Raw genomic sequence first — 14,664 nt, forward strand, 5'->3', positions numbered from 1 at the left:
CTCCGCTCATTTTCCCTCAATTTCTGTTATCTGTCAATTCGTTGTTCGTGAATCTTTTGTGTCAAAGATCAATTATGAGAGAGTAAACGTCGCAAGTCTATTCAATGGTACCCAGTTCTTTTTTGACCACGCCGACAATCTGATCAACGATCAATTCGCATTTTTCCGTTGAAGGCGCTTCGGCCATGACCCTGACCAAAGGCTCTGTTCCCGATGGCCGGACGAGTATTCGTCCTTCACCATTCATTTCCTGTTCCACACTCCGGATTTCTTCTGCAATTGCACCGTTCTCCTTGAGGGCATGTTTATCCGCCACCCTGATGTTGACAAGCTTCTGCGGGTAGTGGCTCCATTCACCAGCGAGTTCAGAAAGGGGCTTTCCCGTTGCTTTCATGATCTGAAGCAACTGAATCCCGCTTAAGAGACCGTCGCCCGTTGTGGAGTGCTCCAGGAAGATTATGTGCCCGGATTGCTCACCCCCAAGGGAGTAACCTCCGTTACGCATTTCCTCCATCACATAGCGGTCACCGACTGCTGTCTGCTTCGTTTGAATCCCTGCTTCTTCCAATGCTTTGTAAAAGCCGAGGTTACTCATCACCGTTGAGACAATTGTATTATCAACGAGACGGCCATTGTCATACAGATATTTCGCGACGATATACATGATCTGATCCCCATCAACAATGTCACCTTTTTCATCCACCGCGATCAAGCGGTCCGCGTCCCCGTCAAAAGCAAGGCCAACATCTGCGCCTTTTTCGCGGACAAGGTCCACCAGACCTTCAGGATGAGTTGATCCCACGCCATCGTTTATGTTCACGCCATTCGGCGCTGATCCGATGCAAAAGATATCGTCGGCACCGAGATCTGCAAACAAATGGTTCGCCAGGGATGATGCTGCCCCGTGTGCACAGTCAATCGCGACTTTCAAACCGCTGAAGTCCTCAGACAGCGTCCGTTTCAGGAAACGCAGATACTTTTGTCCACCCTCGAAATAATCACTGACCGTGCCGACTTCTCCGGCAACGGGCCTTGGAAGGTCGTCTTCCATGTCATCTTCGAGATGCAGAAGACGTTCAATTTCTTCCTCCTGCGCATCGACCAGTTTAAATCCGTCCGGACCGAAAAACTTGATGCCGTTATCTTCCACAGGATTATGAGACGCACTGATCATCACCCCTGCATCTGCACTGAGTGCTTTCGTCAAATAGGCTACACCGGGAGTCGTTATGACACCAAGACGCATCACTTCTGCTCCCATGGATAACAAACCTGCAACGAGTGCGCCTTCGAGCATCGGGCCCGAAATGCGTGGGTCTCTTCCAATGAGAATCTTTGGTTTGCTCGTTTCCTTCGTGAGTATGTATCCCCCGAAACGTCCAAGCTTGAATGCCAATTCAGGAGTCAATTCCTGATTCGCGACACCTCTTACACCATCTGTTCCAAAAAACTTACCCATTCCGATCTCTCCCTTAGTGATGACCCCCCTTAAAATCAAGAGGTCAATCTGTGATTCATGCGTTCTCTCTATTTCCAATGACAATGAGCCCGTTACGATTGCTTCCTCAGGAAGTATCACTGTCATTTGGTTCTTCTTCATCTGACTCATCGTCACTGGAATTGTCGTTATCAGATTCACTGATTGAGGCTGTTTGACCATTTGAAATCTCAACCGCCACAGTCAATCCTTCGTCCAGGAACTGTATATGCTGTGGTCCATCGAAGTTGACCGTCAAATCATGTTCCCCGTCTTCAAGACCTTCCACATCAATGCTTGCCTGCAGGTCATCGCGAACGAGCCTCTCCAGAAGCGTTTCGCTCCCACCGATGGTCAGATCAAACATGCCGTTTTCAGGTTGAACGAACGTTACCTCTTGTTCATCAGAAGCATTTTCCACATCGATTTCAAAATCATCAAATACCCGTTCTGATTCTTCTTCAATGTTGATCGTTACCTGAATCGTTTCCGGCTCCACAGATTCAACACCTTCCGGAACCATCACTTCACGTTCAATAACGACACTCCCATCTACAGTTGACAAATCAATCGCCGCCACATTGATGATGTCGATATCATTTATCACATCGACAGGGCCGAAAACATCCACTTCCGATGGGGAAAAATCAATTGAATCGATGACCATGCCATCCGCGAGACTGCCTTCCCGCTCTGCCTGGACTGGCACAGACTTATTCGGTGCTGTAATCGGAATGAGGATATCCACTGCTGCCGGATTTGCCGTTAACTCCAGTTCGGTTCCATTCTCATCGACAAACGCTACAGGGAACGAACCGGTGATGTCTTCATTCACAGCTTCCACATCAATCACGGCTTTCGCTTGGGCAATCTGCTCGATGGTCCCTTGACCCGCTCTTACATCCACCGTGGAAGGGTCAATCTCCGGCTCGCCTAATACATACCCTTCTGCAATCAATCCTTCATTCACAATATCGACATCCACAGGAAAAGAAGCTGTCTGTTGTTCCTGGATCACGATCCTGACAGTCATTGGCACAATGGAAATCGACAGGTCTGCCGGGAATCCACGGTGTTCGACCCGTTCATAATGTACGCCAGGTTCATGATCTGTCAAATCCACATAAAATTCCTGCTGGCCTTCGGTAACCTGTGAAAACGTCAGCACGTTTTGCGGCCCGCGAAGCGTTGCCTGCACCGTCTCCGGCGCTTCTGCCAAGACATAATTTTCTTCGTCGAAATATACGTTCAATTCCGCTTCCTCAATAACTCTCGAACCATCGGTAATGCCCGGAATACCGCCTGTATTAATCGTCGTTGTATCGGCATTGACCATCAGAAACAAGAGAACGGCAATGGTGATGGAACTGACTTTGATGAACCATTTTTTTTCAAACAGTTTATCCATTATCTTTCCCTCCCCATTGCCAACGGGATGATGCTTTCTCTTCGTCTTTCTTGAGTAATTCTTTTTCGAGCATCTGCTTCAGATGCTCTTCATCAAGATTCCGGTGAAGTTCACCATTCTTTGTCATGGAAATCGCACCAGTCTCTTCCGAAACAACGAGGGTAATCGCATCCGTCACTTCACTGACGCCAAGCGCCGCACGGTGACGCGTTCCCAGTTCCTTCGAGATAAACGGATTTTCCGACAGCGGTAAATAACAGCCTGCTGCTGCTATCGCGCCATTTTGTATCACCACAGCACCATCATGAAGCGGTGCATTCGGGATAAAAATATTCGTCATTAACTCCGTGGAGAGTTTCGCATCTGTCTTGACACCGGTCTCGATGTAATCATTCATCCCTGTTTCTCGTTCAATGGATATCAGTGCACCAATGCGCCGCTTTCCCATATAATTCGTCGATTTGATTAAGTGACCGATCATCGCTTCAATATCTTCTGTATTTGCCATCGAAGAGGTTTGAAACAGCTTTCCCCGTCCCAAATGCTCCAGTGCCCGCCTGAGTTCCGGTTGGAAAATAATAATGATGGCCAGCACACCGTAAATAACCGCTTGCTGCATCAGCCATTGGAGCGTATGTAAACCGAAATAGCCACTGAAAAACCAAACGGAAAGCACCACGGTAATCCCTTTCACGAGCTGAACTGCCCGCGTTCCCCGAATCACCATAATCAATTTATATATCACAAAGGCTACCAGCGTAATATCCACAACGATGGCCACCAGCCGCCAAAAACTTAAGTCATCAAACATAGCTGTTCCTCCAAACCCGATTCAAAAATAAACATACTTTTTTATTATAACATAAGCTTGGAAGATCGCACGTGTTCCTCGCAGGTATCTCACAATCATTCCGATATTTTTGTTTTTGTTGATTGGTTTATGCATAGAGAAAAGCACACCCGAATGGTTCCCGCTGGTGTGCTTATGTCACTTCCCCCTGTATCTCAAGCCCGAATGAGGTTACTCTGTTCCATCCTTATCGCGTTCCATCGGAATCACCTGACTGAACAGATCCTTCATTTCATGCCATAACCAGTTATAAAAGCGGTTCACTTCCTGAACTTCTCCGGCTACATGCCCGGCAGACGCCATCAGATGCTCACCATTTATCACAGTAATGTTGCCACTCACTTCACCAAGGACTTCCACATTGCCATTTCGGATCTCCAAGTCCCCCTGAATCACTTCACCTTCCGGAACAACCACGACCCCTCGTTCATCATCGATAAAGAACTGGCCGTCTCCGGTAACCGCAATCTGCTGATCCTCTCCGCCAAATCCGGCAGACAGGCTGATCATAAACACCAGAAAAAAGGTTGCTGCTGTAATCACAAAAGGATGCTCGCGGACCCAATTTCTCCACCGCGTCGTCTGCTTTTGCTTCGGGAGACTGCCCATGACCGCATCGGTCAACTGATCCGGCGCCTTGAAGTGCGACGTACTCTGGACAATGGCAACCGTTCGCCGCAATTCAGATAAATGTTTGTCGCATGACTCACATCCCCTGACATGCTCTTCAAATTGGCGTTGTTCCAGGAGATCCATCTCTTCATCGAGATATCTATGAATGCTTTGTGATTGTTCTTTTCTGCAAGCCATCGGCCGCCCCTCCCTTCATGAACTGCTGAGCCGCTTTTTCAACGCTTCACGTCCGCGGTGGATCCGAGTCTTCACAGTTCCTACCGGCATATTCAAAATCTCGCTGATCTCTTTCAATGACTTATCCTCAATGTATTTCAAAACGATGGCTGCCCGGTATTTTGGAGGCAACGCCAAAATCTCCTTTTGGATCCACTCCTGCTGCTCAAGTTGTACCACCTGGTCTTCAGGCAACGGCATATCCGCTACAAAACGGGCGTGATGATCCATGCCATCCGTGCCGGCAATGGGATCTTCAAGATGAAAATCCGGTTTTCGCTTCCTGATGCGGTCAATGGTCAAATTCGTCGTGATCCGAAACAGCCAAGTCGAAAACTTCCGGTCGATATCATAGGAATCAATGTTCATATAAGCGCGTAAAAAAGCCTCTTGAGAGATATCCTGCGCTTCGTGCATATTGCCAAGCATCCGGTAAGCAATATGATAGACCTGATCCTTGTACAGGTCGACGAGTTCTTCATAAGCCTTTTGGTTCCCTTTACGCACCTCAAGTACGAGTTTTTTAACGAGCATATCCATAGTACTGATCCTCCGCTTCGGCGGTTACTCCATATACGGGGTAACGTTCCGACAGGTTTCATTTCCTAATTCATTCTATCATTATCCTGTCACAAAAAACGAGGGAGATTTCTATTTTTTTGCATATTACTTTATGTTCTCACAGAAATTCTGCGTGGATTCGTTATGAAAACTTGACTGTTCGCCAAGATTTAGTGGCGACAGCCTTCGTTGCACTTATACTTTAATCCTTTAGCAAAGTTAAACTTTCCTAAAGCATAAAAAACGGCCTATCCGACGTCATTTCGTCTGATAAGCCGAATTATGCGTATGTAAGCTTCCGAAAAAATTGGCAGGGGTAGCAGGATTCGAACCTGCGGTACACGGGATCAAAACCCGATGCCTTACCGCTTGGCTATACCCCTGTATTGGTGACCCGTACGGGACTCGAACCCGTGTTACCGCCGTGAAAGGGCGGTGTCTTAACCGCTTGACCAACGGGCCATTGATTTCAAACAAAAAAAATGGAGCTTCCTAGCGGATTCGAACCGCTGACCTCATCCTTACCATGGATGCGCTCTACCAGCTGAGCTAAGGAAGCCTGGCTCCACAGGTAGGATTCGAACCTACGACCGATCGGTTAACAGCCGATTGCTCTACCACTGAGCTACTGTGGATCATAAAGAAAACCTGGCTTTTCGCCAAGCTTTAATGGCGAAAGCCTTCGTTGCACTTATACTTTGCCTCTTTAACGGATATGGCAATTCATATAAGCATAAAAAAGTTCCGCCCGGCGGCGTCCTACTTTCACAGGGGGACAGCCCCCAACTATCATCGGCGCTGAAGAGCTTAACTTCCGTGTTCGGCATGGGAACGGGTGTGACCTCTTCGCTATCGCCACCGGACGGTGTGTCCACCTCAGTAAGAAGCGGACAAATGATATCTTACTATGACCGAATTAAAAATTCAAGCGTTTTTTCGCGCTTTTTTACGATTTTTTTTATTTTCTTTTTCCTTCTTTCGTTCTTCAAATCCTTCTCTTTCCCACTTGTTCCATTGTTCTGCGGTCGGCTGTTTCCCATTCGGCATTTCATGCAACCTGTGCAAGACGAGAAGCTGCCATGTATTCGCAACAAGAAGCGGGACCACTGCGTTTATGATGAAACTGAGATCATCCCCGGTAAAGGCCGGAATCCATTCAATCATCGTGACAACATACATAAAGAACAAAGCAGGAATAAAGGCGTGCCTGTTCGTATCCTTCGCTTTCAGATAGGCCACAAACACTGCGTAAACCAGAAGAAGCGTCGGCATAATCGCATAGCCGAGCATCGTATCGCCCTCTCCTGCGAAGAAATAATGCCGGAAGAACATCAGGTCAAAGAACGCAAAGACAATGATAATCAGCTGGACTTTATTCCATAGCGAAGCAGATTTAAAGACGCCCAAACCGAAACGGTGGATCGTTAGATATGCAAAAAAACCCATCTGAGCGATAACCGTCCATAATGCAGCCGTTACAATCACTACGAAATAACCGCCAATTCCCTGGATCAGACCGATAATTGTACCCGCAACTGTTCCAATCAGCAGCGTGGACCAAAATAAAAACACAACTTTCCTGGCATTCACAGCCATACCCCCTAAACCTTCTTTACCACCGTATATTGTATCAAATTTCAGCCCAGGACCGCCACTCTGAGGACGAAAAAGTTCATCAGTTCCCATTAAAAGGTTGATTGACGCCAAATGATGATATCCATTGCATGTTTGGCACGAGATTCCTGATATGGCGACAGATAACTTCCCTTATCCGCGGTTTGCCCAATTTACTGTGGCGTTTGAACAAATCACTCCCTTCATCCGCTATTTGGCTGAACTCCCTCTAAGCAGACGCTACTAAAAAAAGCCCTGAACCGGCGAATCGGTTCAGGGCTTATCATTGTCTCAATTATTTTGCTGTTTTGTCGATGACCTGCTGGGCGATATCCATATAGATTTTCCCGATCGGGTGATCCGCATCGTAGACAGATGGCGCGAATACTTCCTCATCGAAATCCGGCTGCCCCAGCGGAATCTGAGCCAGTATATCCGTTTCAAGCTCTTCTGCCAGCTTTTGTCCGCCGCCGGTTCCGAAGACGTATTCTTTTTCGCCGGTCAACTTACTCTCAAAGTAAGCCATGTTTTCGACAACACCCAGAATTTCATGGTCGGTTTTCAGTGCCATTGCACCCGCTCTTGCTGCAACAAAGGCTGCAGTGGCATGAGGTGTCGTGACAACAATCTCTTTAGACGTTGGCAGCATCGAGTGCACATCCAGCGCCACGTCACCTGTTCCTGGCGGTAAGTCGAGAATCAGGTAATCAAGATCGTCCCACTCCACTTCACTGAAGAAGTTATTGAGCATCTTTCCAAGCATCGGTCCGCGCCAGATGATTGGTGAATTGTCTTCCACGAAAAAGCCCATGGAAATCACCTGCACATCGAAACGTGTCACCGGATAAATTCGCTGTCCGACAACTTTCGGGCGCTCTTCAATCCCCATCATATCCGGTACACTGAACCCGTAAATATCCGCGTCAATGATGCCGACTTTTTTGCCTTGACGGGCCAGGGACGTTGCCAGGTTCACAGAAACCGTGGATTTACCCACGCCACCTTTACCACTCGTTACCGCGATGAATGTCGTGCGATCCGTCCGGTCAAGGAGCGACTCAGGTGCCTCCTGCTCAGCTTGTCCACCATGCTGGGCAATGACCTCTTCAGGCAGCTTTTCAAAGCGTAGACCAACAGACTCAGCGCCTGCAGTTTTAATGGCGTTGACAACTTCTTGCTGGAGCTGCATTTGTTCCGCTGTCCCCGGCTCTGCAATCGCTAGTTTCAGGCTGACGAGATTTTCTTTGATTTTCAGTTCTTTCACAGCGTCCAGATCCAGCAGCAGTTTCCCCAGATGAGGGTCCTTAATCGGTCTGATCGCTTCGAGCACTTGTTGTTCTGTTAACATGAAGACACCATCCTTTATTTGATTCCTAGTCATTTATCTTTAACCACGCCACTCATTATAACATAGATATTTTCCATGTATGGTGATTCTGATCACAAAAGTTCCAGACTGCATTTTCTCCCGTTTTAGCGTAAAATAAAGTTGTGAACAACCGTTGTAAAGGATTCTATTAGGAGGGATCAGCCGCTATGTACGAAAATATGTCAGCATGCATCGAAGATCTTGAACGACACGGTCATCTCTTGCGGATCACCGAAGAAGTGGACCCGCACCTGGAGATGGCATCCATTCATTTGAAAACCTACGCCGCCGGAGGGCCTGCCCTGTATTTCGAAAATGTAAAAGGCTCTAACTACCCGGCCGTATCGAACCTTTTCGGAACCCTCGAAAGGAGTAAATTCATCTTCCGCCACACCCTCGAGGGCGTCCAGAAAGTCATCGCACTGCGGGACGATCCGATGCACGCCTTGAAGCACCCGTTTCAAAACGTGACCAGCGGTTTCGCCGCCGTGAAAGCACTGCCGATGAAACAATCAGCCTCTGCCATCGATGACACACATGATGAAATTAAAATCGAAGACATTCCGCAAATCCAGTGCTGGCCAAAGGACGGCGGTGCATTTGTGACGCTTCCCCAGGTCTACTCGGAAGATCCGGAGAAACCGGGACTCATGAATGCCAACCTCGGTATGTACCGGGTTCAACTGTCCGGAAACGACTTCAAATTAAATGAAGAAGTCGGTCTTCACTACCAGATTCACCGGGGCATCGGTATTCATCAGTCAAAAGCAGCGGAACGGGGTGAACCTTTAAAGGTCAGCATTTTCGTCGGTGGCCCCCCGGCACACAGTGTGGCATCCGTCATGCCGCTCCCTGAAGGGCTCAGTGAAATTCTCTTTGCAGGGCTTCTATCAGGAAGACGTTTCCGGCATACTTACATCGACGGCTACTGCGTCAGTCTCGATGCCGACTTTGTGATCACAGGGGAAATTTACCCCAACGAGACGAAACCGGAAGGTCCTTTCGGGGACCATCTCGGGTATTACAGCCTCACTCACGAGTTTCCGCTGATGCGCGTGCACAAAGTATATGCCCGCAAAAACGCCGTCTGGCCGTTCACTGTGGTGGGTCGTCCACCACAGGAGGATACCTCATTTGGCGAATTGATCCATGAACTGACCGGTGAAGCCATCAAATCAGAGATTCCGGGTGTTCAGGAAGTCCACGCCATCGATGCCGCCGGGGTGCACCCGCTCCTCTTCGTTATTGGCAGTGAACGTTATACGCCATTTGACGAAGTGGACCGGCCCCAGGAGCTCTTAACCATCGCCAACCGGGTACTTGGTACAAATCAGCTCAGTCTGGCCAAGTATCTCTGGATCACCGCCGAACAGGATCAGCCTCTGGATACGCACGACGAAGCCGGCTTCATGCAATATATCCTTGAACGGATCGATTTGCAGCGGGATCTGCATTTTCAGACGAAGACCACCATCGACACGCTGGACTATTCCGGCGAAGGGTTAAATGAAGGCAGCAAAGTCGTGATGGCGGCCTATGGCAAAAAGCGTCGGGAACTGAACCATCAAATTCCCGATTCATTGAAAGATGTCACACCACCTTTCATCAACGCCCAGCCCGTCATGCCAGGGGTCGTTGCCGTGGAAGGGCCCGCTTACGGTCACCGGGATAAGGCACTCAAAGATTTGGAAACACTGAAATCATCCCTGAAAAACCAAAAAGACCTCGACGGCACACCACTGATTGTCGTTGTGGATGATGCCACTTTCACCAGCGACACCTTAAACAATTTCGTCTGGGTCACTTTTACCCGGAGTAATCCATCCCATGACGTGCATGGCGTTAACGAAACGTATAACAATAAGCATTGGGGCTGCGACACAATGATCATCGACGCCCGCATCAAACCGCACCATGCGCCACCGCTCATTGCAGACCCGGAAACAGAAGAAAAAGTAGCTGAGTTCTTTGACAACATGGCCAAAGGCCAATACTGACCCAACAAAAAGGCGCTGCCGGATTAGATTTCAGGCAGCGCTTTTTGTTTTATTCTCATCAGGGGTTGATATTTTACTCTATAATGCGGCTATCAATTCACCAATAAGTTGCACTGATGCATCTTCTTCCCTTGGGGCAAGCTTTTGCTTGGAGCGAACTGACCGGTTAATTTACAGCATTGTATCCTCAGTCAATCATGTCATTACGGATAGCGCAGCGCATCAAAATCATTCTGCTGCTCCTCACGCTGATAATGCTTGTACTCCTGAGTATACTTTTTCAACAACTGATCATAACTACTATTTTTTGTCTTCTTCGCTTCTTCTTTCATCGACGCTTCATTCTCAATGAACGACTGATAGAACACTTGCTGATTTGTATTCAGCTTACTCCACAAACCCAGTTCTTCCATTGCCCTTCGCCATTCACGAAACACATCCGCGCCATTCGCCAGTTCATGCAGCATCACTTTCTGTGTTGCCTCGAGATCGGCCGCTGATTCGACTGCAAACGTCAGGTCCTTTTCCGTTAATGAACGGTTTTCCTCTTGAAGTATATTGTAATGTGCCGAGAAATCTTCGAATACTTTTCGGAATTTCAATTGAAAAGTCAGGAGCCTGTCAATCAGGGCGTACCCTTCAGAAAGGCGATCGTGCGGGGCTTCATCCATCTTCTTTAACGGTACGCGAAAGAAAGCCAGATCCACCTTTGCCTTCATGCGGTTCTCTTCACGGATTTTTTCCACGAGCCGGTAGAATGTGAACAGCGTTTTATGGGCTTTCAGCACGTCGTTCGGTGCTTCCTCCTCATCGGAAAACACAGCTGTCCCCACCGGGCGTTTTAAGCGGACGTAATCCATCAGGTAATAATTGCGGCCATGAATATCAACCGGTTGCGGATACAGATACATCTTTTCAAATGGTCGTTTGTAACGTCTCGCCTTACGTTTAACGATGCGTTCAGGCGTATTCCAGAACATGCCAGTCCCCTTCTTCCTTTTGATTTCCTTAATTTTAGCACACTCCACTGCAGTTCGTCGTTTCCGGCTGGTGGAAAAAGGGAATACGGTTTCAGACAAATCGTATTGCAAATGAATGAGGAGTGATCATGATGTCAGGAACCGTATCAAAGCGACAGCTCGGTCAGTCAGATGTACACATTTCCCCGATTGGATTGGGGTGCTGGCAATTCAGTAAAGGAAACGGCCTGGTCGGTAAGTTCTGGCCAGCTATGGAACAAGAAGCGATGAATCAGATTGTCCAGGAATCTCTGGACGGTGGTGTCAATTGGTTTGATACAGCCGAAGTGTATGGTAAAGGGGACTCGGAACGTGCATTAAGTGAGGCCCTGGATTCTGCCACTTTCGGATCTGAACCACCTGTGATTGCCACAAAATGGTGGCCTGCTTTTCGTCGCAGTTCGTCGATCGTTCACACCTTTGATGCACGGCGCATCGCCTTAGGCGGCCGTGCCATCGACCTGCATCAGGTGCACCAGCCAATGTCCTTCAGTTCACCCACGGATGAAATGAATGCCATGGCCGATCTGATGGACGAAGGGAAAATCAGAAGCGCCGGGGTCAGTAACTTCAACCTGAAGCAGATGAAAGAGGCACATGAGGCTCTTTTGGAACGGGGATACAGTCTCGCCTCCAATCAGGTAAAGTACAGTCTGTTGGATCGCCGCATCGAAGAAAACGGGATTCTCGATTACGCCAAGGAACAAGGAATTACAATCATCGCGTATTCTCCCCTTGAACAGGGCATCCTCTCCGGGAAATTCCATCAGAACCCGGACCTGATCAAAAAAATCCAGGGTGTTCGTAAATATACACCGAACTTCCGGGCAAAGGGGCTGAAAAAAACCGAACCGCTGATCAAGCTGATGCTGCGGCTCGCTGAGGACTATGACGTCACACCGACACAGATCGCCTTAAATTGGGTGATCCATCAGCACGGAGAAACCATCGTTGCCATTCCAGGGGCATCCAAAACGCATCACGCGACAGCGAACGCGAAAACGATGGATTTTGAATTGTCCAATACCGATCTGTTCGCTTTGGACCAGATGGCCAAACGGATTCAGGTCGATTGAATCGTTTGAAAAATTGTCGGTTCTTTTCTCAAGCAAAATCCGGTATACTGCACGCTAGACATGCAAAATACTGAAAGGTTGTGCAACTTATGCCGACACTTGAAACGAAAGCGAAAGAATTGATTTTCAACACCCTCAGTCAGCCCTGGGCGAAAAGTAAACACCGGCGGGTTGTCTATCACTTAAATGCCAATGACCGCATTCTCGATATTGGCGCGGGCAAAGGCGCCCTCTCCTGGATGCTGTTGGCACAAGGATTTGATGTGACCCCCGTGGACGTCAAGAACCTCAGTTATACAGATAAAATCGAGCCGGTCCTCTACGACGGCCAAAGATTGCCGTTCCCGGACAACAGTAAAGATGTCGGCCTGTTATTAACGGTGCTTCACCACACACCGGATCCGGATGCCCTGATCAAAGAAGCACTCCGGGTCTGTGACCGGCTGATCATCATGGAAGACGTCTACAGCGGTCCTGTACAGAAATACGCCACCTGGTTCACGGACAGCCTGTTCAACCTGGAATTCAAGGGCCATCCCCATACGAATAAAAACAACTTCGGCTGGCTCAAGACCTTCGCGGATCTTGACCTCCGTGTTTTACACATCGAAAAAGAACCTGTTCTCAGGTTTTTCGAACAGGTCACCTACTACGTATCAAAATGAGGAGTTGCTGAATCCATTGCCACAACGACTGAACTACCGCTTGCGAGCGATTCATGTTATCCAAGGTCTCACCTATATTGTACTGGGCTTTGTCAGCCTGCTGAACCTGCAGATGAACCAGGAGTGGGGGCCGGTCCTGACTTTCATGCAATACTTCGTGATCATTACCGCCCCGCTTCTTGGGATTCTCTATTTACGCATGCCGAAATTCGCCTACCTGCTCCTCGGCGCTGATGAACTGACCGTGGATCGCGGCTGGCCATTGCCAGGGAAAAAGGTCGCTTTGAATCAGGTCGATTCCGCCTTCGTCAAAGGCAGAATCATCACGATGTACATGGATAACCATTCCTATGTGGACGTTCACCTGAAGAACCTTCGATCGCGTGATCAGTCGGACTTCATTGATTATCTGTACAAGCATCACATTGTTCCTGAAGACCCTTACGAATCGTTAGGCAGCTGAATCACCTGACGACATTCCGGTTCAGGATGCGGTTGTTTTCCATCCTGGTTATTTCTTCTTGCGTCAGATCATCCAGCGTGTGAAATGAATAGCCCTGCGCCTGATAATATTCAATCACGTCCGGTAAAATATCCCGGGTCGCCTGGTTGCGGTCCGTATCATGGAATAAAGGGACGATCACGTCCTCGCCCTGACTTTGATTGACGATCTGATCGAACATCGCTTGCGGATCGTCATAGATCGCACTGGCATCCCCGGAAGACACATTCCAGTCGATGTAATGATACCCCCTTTCCTGGATGTCTGCCGTTAACTCCACCATGAATTCTTCACCACTGTATTCAATGGAACTGTGGTTGCTTGATCCCCCTGGAAAACGCACAAGTGGCGGAGCTTCCTTCCCCAGTACCCGTTCATAAGCCTGTTCCATCAGGTTCAAATCCTCATAATACGTTTCAAAACTCTCGTAAATGGCATAGTCATGCGTATAACTATGGGAATAAATCCCGTGACCTGCCCCGTCCATTGACCTCATCAGCTGCGGATAGTTTTCCATGCGCTGTCCGATCACAAAAAAGTTCCCCGGTACGTCATAGTCGTCTAAAATCGACAGGATGTCCGGCGTCAAATCCGTCGGCCCATCGTCAAAGGTCAAATACACGACACGCTCACCGCTGTCAGGACGGCCGTCACTTGAGCCGGCTCCATTTCCGTTCCCGGTTGCTGAATCATCCCCATTCACGCTTTCGCTGTCGTTCGTTGTTTCCTGTTCGGAATCATCGTCAGAAGAAGCGTCCGATTCAGTATCATGTTCCTCTTCCTCTGCAGCATTTTCTTCCAGTTCAGCCAACTCTTGCTCCAGTTCGTCGATCCGATCGTTCAACGCCTCGATCTCCGCTTTCTTTGCAGTCAGTTTTTCCTGCATTTCTTCTGAATCTTCCAGGTCTTCTCTCAGCAACTCTGCTTCTTTTGCACGTTCATCGGCTTCTGACCGTGTATCCCGAAGCTCTGCTCTCATCTCTTCAGTCAGCGGTTCCACGCTCATGCGACCGGCAAGAAACACACCGGCGATCAGGACCGCAGCCAGAACTGCCAGGCCCGCTTTTATCCACATCTGCTTTTTCAAGCGAATCACCTCATTCATTGTCTCTACCCTGTTAGACGGGCAAACCCCTTCAAATGTTTCGCAAAAAAAGGAACAACTACAGCGATTGATGCACCAATTCCATGCTGATCAGGATTCTGATCCTCAATTCATTCAAAATCCGTCAGGACTATCGGAATCTCTCTCGATGAAGGGCGAAAAAATCCCCCTG

At 48.6% G+C, this 14,664-nt stretch carries 13 protein-coding genes, 4 tRNA genes and 1 rRNA gene; 4 read left to right on the plus strand and 14 right to left on the minus strand.

The window, feature by feature from the left end; translation table 11 throughout:
• Positions 1–97 precede the first annotated feature (97 nt).
• The 12 genes from glmM to BBEV_RS14935 all read right to left on the minus strand — a co-directional run bounded on the left by glmM (position 98) and on the right by BBEV_RS14935 (position 8,107).
• Positions 98–1,459, minus strand: coding sequence for a phosphoglucosamine mutase (glmM, locus tag BBEV_RS14880; protein WP_069366781.1), 1,362 nt, complete (start codon positions 1,457–1,459; stop codon positions 98–100).
• Positions 1,460–1,565: 106 nt separating this feature from the next.
• A complete protein-coding gene (locus BBEV_RS14885) occupies positions 1,566–2,885 on the minus strand; it encodes a CdaR family protein (RefSeq protein WP_069366181.1) in 1,320 nt (439 codons plus the stop codon).
• Positions 2,878–3,696: a diadenylate cyclase CdaA gene (gene cdaA / locus BBEV_RS14890; RefSeq protein ID WP_069366182.1), complete on the minus strand. Its 819-nt coding sequence runs from the start codon at positions 3,694–3,696 to the stop codon at positions 2,878–2,880. The genes BBEV_RS14885 and cdaA overlap by 8 nt, the downstream gene beginning before the upstream one ends.
• A gap of 210 nt (positions 3,697–3,906) precedes the next feature.
• Positions 3,907–4,545 (minus strand): anti-sigma factor family protein, encoded by a 639-nt coding sequence (locus BBEV_RS14895; protein WP_069366183.1) that lies wholly within the window; start codon positions 4,543–4,545, stop codon positions 3,907–3,909.
• A gap of 15 nt (positions 4,546–4,560) precedes the next feature.
• Complete coding sequence (gene sigW / locus BBEV_RS14900) at positions 4,561–5,124, minus strand: RNA polymerase sigma factor SigW (RefSeq protein ID WP_069366184.1); 564 nt, start codon at positions 5,122–5,124, stop codon at positions 4,561–4,563.
• 329 nt (positions 5,125–5,453) lie between these two features.
• Positions 5,454–5,528: transfer RNA gene (locus tag BBEV_RS14905), tRNA-Gln, on the minus strand.
• Between the two features lie 4 nt (positions 5,529–5,532).
• Positions 5,533–5,607 (minus strand) — tRNA-Glu (locus tag BBEV_RS14910).
• A gap of 21 nt (positions 5,608–5,628) precedes the next feature.
• Positions 5,629–5,704 (minus strand) — tRNA-Thr (locus tag BBEV_RS14915).
• 1 nt (position 5,705) lies between these two features.
• Positions 5,706–5,780, minus strand: a tRNA-Asn gene (locus BBEV_RS14920).
• Positions 5,781–5,891: 111 nt separating this feature from the next.
• A 5S ribosomal RNA gene (gene rrf, locus BBEV_RS14925) occupies positions 5,892–6,008 on the minus strand.
• Between the two features lie 61 nt (positions 6,009–6,069).
• A complete protein-coding gene (locus BBEV_RS14930; RefSeq protein ID WP_069366782.1) occupies positions 6,070–6,741 on the minus strand; it encodes a KinB-signaling pathway activation protein in 672 nt (223 codons plus the stop codon).
• Between the two features lie 313 nt (positions 6,742–7,054).
• Positions 7,055–8,107, minus strand: a complete 1,053-nt coding sequence (locus tag BBEV_RS14935) for a P-loop NTPase (RefSeq protein WP_069366185.1) — start codon at positions 8,105–8,107, stop codon at positions 7,055–7,057.
• Between the two features lie 188 nt (positions 8,108–8,295).
• On the opposite strand from BBEV_RS14935, the gene BBEV_RS14940 reads away from it, so the two are divergent.
• A complete protein-coding gene (locus BBEV_RS14940) occupies positions 8,296–10,125 on the plus strand; it encodes a UbiD family decarboxylase (RefSeq protein WP_069366186.1) in 1,830 nt (609 codons plus the stop codon).
• Positions 10,126–10,328: 203 nt separating this feature from the next.
• Here BBEV_RS14940 and BBEV_RS14945 read toward each other — a convergent pair whose 3' ends face one another.
• Entirely contained in the window at positions 10,329–11,105 is a 777-nt protein-coding gene (locus tag BBEV_RS14945) for a hypothetical protein (protein ID WP_069366187.1), read from the minus strand.
• A gap of 128 nt (positions 11,106–11,233) precedes the next feature.
• Between BBEV_RS14945 and BBEV_RS14950 the strand changes: the two genes are divergently transcribed.
• From BBEV_RS14950 to BBEV_RS14960, 3 genes are all read left to right on the plus strand, one after another.
• Positions 11,234–12,220 (plus strand): aldo/keto reductase, encoded by a 987-nt coding sequence (locus BBEV_RS14950; RefSeq protein WP_324609509.1) that lies wholly within the window; start codon positions 11,234–11,236, stop codon positions 12,218–12,220.
• Positions 12,221–12,309: 89 nt separating this feature from the next.
• On the plus strand, positions 12,310–12,885 hold the full coding sequence (locus tag BBEV_RS14955; RefSeq protein WP_069366189.1) for a class I SAM-dependent methyltransferase: 576 nt from the start codon (positions 12,310–12,312) through the stop codon (positions 12,883–12,885).
• Positions 12,886–12,901: 16 nt separating this feature from the next.
• The gene (locus tag BBEV_RS14960) at positions 12,902–13,348 is read left to right on the plus strand and encodes a hypothetical protein (protein WP_069366190.1); all 447 of its coding nucleotides are present in this window, start codon (positions 12,902–12,904) and stop codon (positions 13,346–13,348) included.
• Position 13,349: 1 nt separating this feature from the next.
• On the opposite strand, the gene BBEV_RS14965 is transcribed toward BBEV_RS14960, so the two are convergent.
• Positions 13,350–14,492, minus strand: coding sequence for a polysaccharide deacetylase family protein (locus BBEV_RS14965; RefSeq protein ID WP_069366191.1), 1,143 nt, complete (start codon positions 14,490–14,492; stop codon positions 13,350–13,352).
• Positions 14,493–14,664: the final 172 nt, after the last annotated feature.

It is taken from the genome of Salisediminibacterium beveridgei, assembly GCF_001721685.1.
Lineage (GTDB): Bacteria > Bacillota > Bacilli > Bacillales > Salisediminibacteriaceae > Salisediminibacterium > Salisediminibacterium beveridgei.

Excerpts from the sequence above, each read along its gene's own strand:
- glmM (WP_069366781.1), bottom strand. The coding sequence starts at position 1,459 with ATGGGTAAGTTTTTTGGAACAGATGGTGTAAGAGGTGTCGCGAATCAG.
- BBEV_RS14885 (WP_069366181.1), bottom strand. The coding sequence starts at position 2,885 with ATGGATAAACTGTTTGAAAAAAAATGGTTCATCAAAGTCAGTTCCATC.
- cdaA (WP_069366182.1), bottom strand. The coding sequence starts at position 3,696 with ATGTTTGATGACTTAAGTTTTTGGCGGCTGGTGGCCATCGTTGTGGAT.
- BBEV_RS14895 (WP_069366183.1), bottom strand. The coding sequence starts at position 4,545 with ATGGCTTGCAGAAAAGAACAATCACAAAGCATTCATAGATATCTCGAT.
- sigW (WP_069366184.1), bottom strand. The coding sequence starts at position 5,124 with ATGGATATGCTCGTTAAAAAACTCGTACTTGAGGTGCGTAAAGGGAAC.
- BBEV_RS14930 (WP_069366782.1), bottom strand. The coding sequence starts at position 6,741 with ATGGCTGTGAATGCCAGGAAAGTTGTGTTTTTATTTTGGTCCACGCTG.
- BBEV_RS14935 (WP_069366185.1), bottom strand. The coding sequence starts at position 8,107 with ATGTTAACAGAACAACAAGTGCTCGAAGCGATCAGACCGATTAAGGAC.
- BBEV_RS14940 (WP_069366186.1), top strand. The coding sequence starts at position 8,296 with ATGTACGAAAATATGTCAGCATGCATCGAAGATCTTGAACGACACGGT.
- BBEV_RS14945 (WP_069366187.1), bottom strand. The coding sequence starts at position 11,105 with ATGTTCTGGAATACGCCTGAACGCATCGTTAAACGTAAGGCGAGACGT.
- BBEV_RS14950 (WP_324609509.1), top strand. The coding sequence starts at position 11,234 with ATGATGTCAGGAACCGTATCAAAGCGACAGCTCGGTCAGTCAGATGTA.
- BBEV_RS14955 (WP_069366189.1), top strand. The coding sequence starts at position 12,310 with ATGCCGACACTTGAAACGAAAGCGAAAGAATTGATTTTCAACACCCTC.
- BBEV_RS14965 (WP_069366191.1), bottom strand. The coding sequence starts at position 14,492 with ATGAATGAGGTGATTCGCTTGAAAAAGCAGATGTGGATAAAAGCGGGC.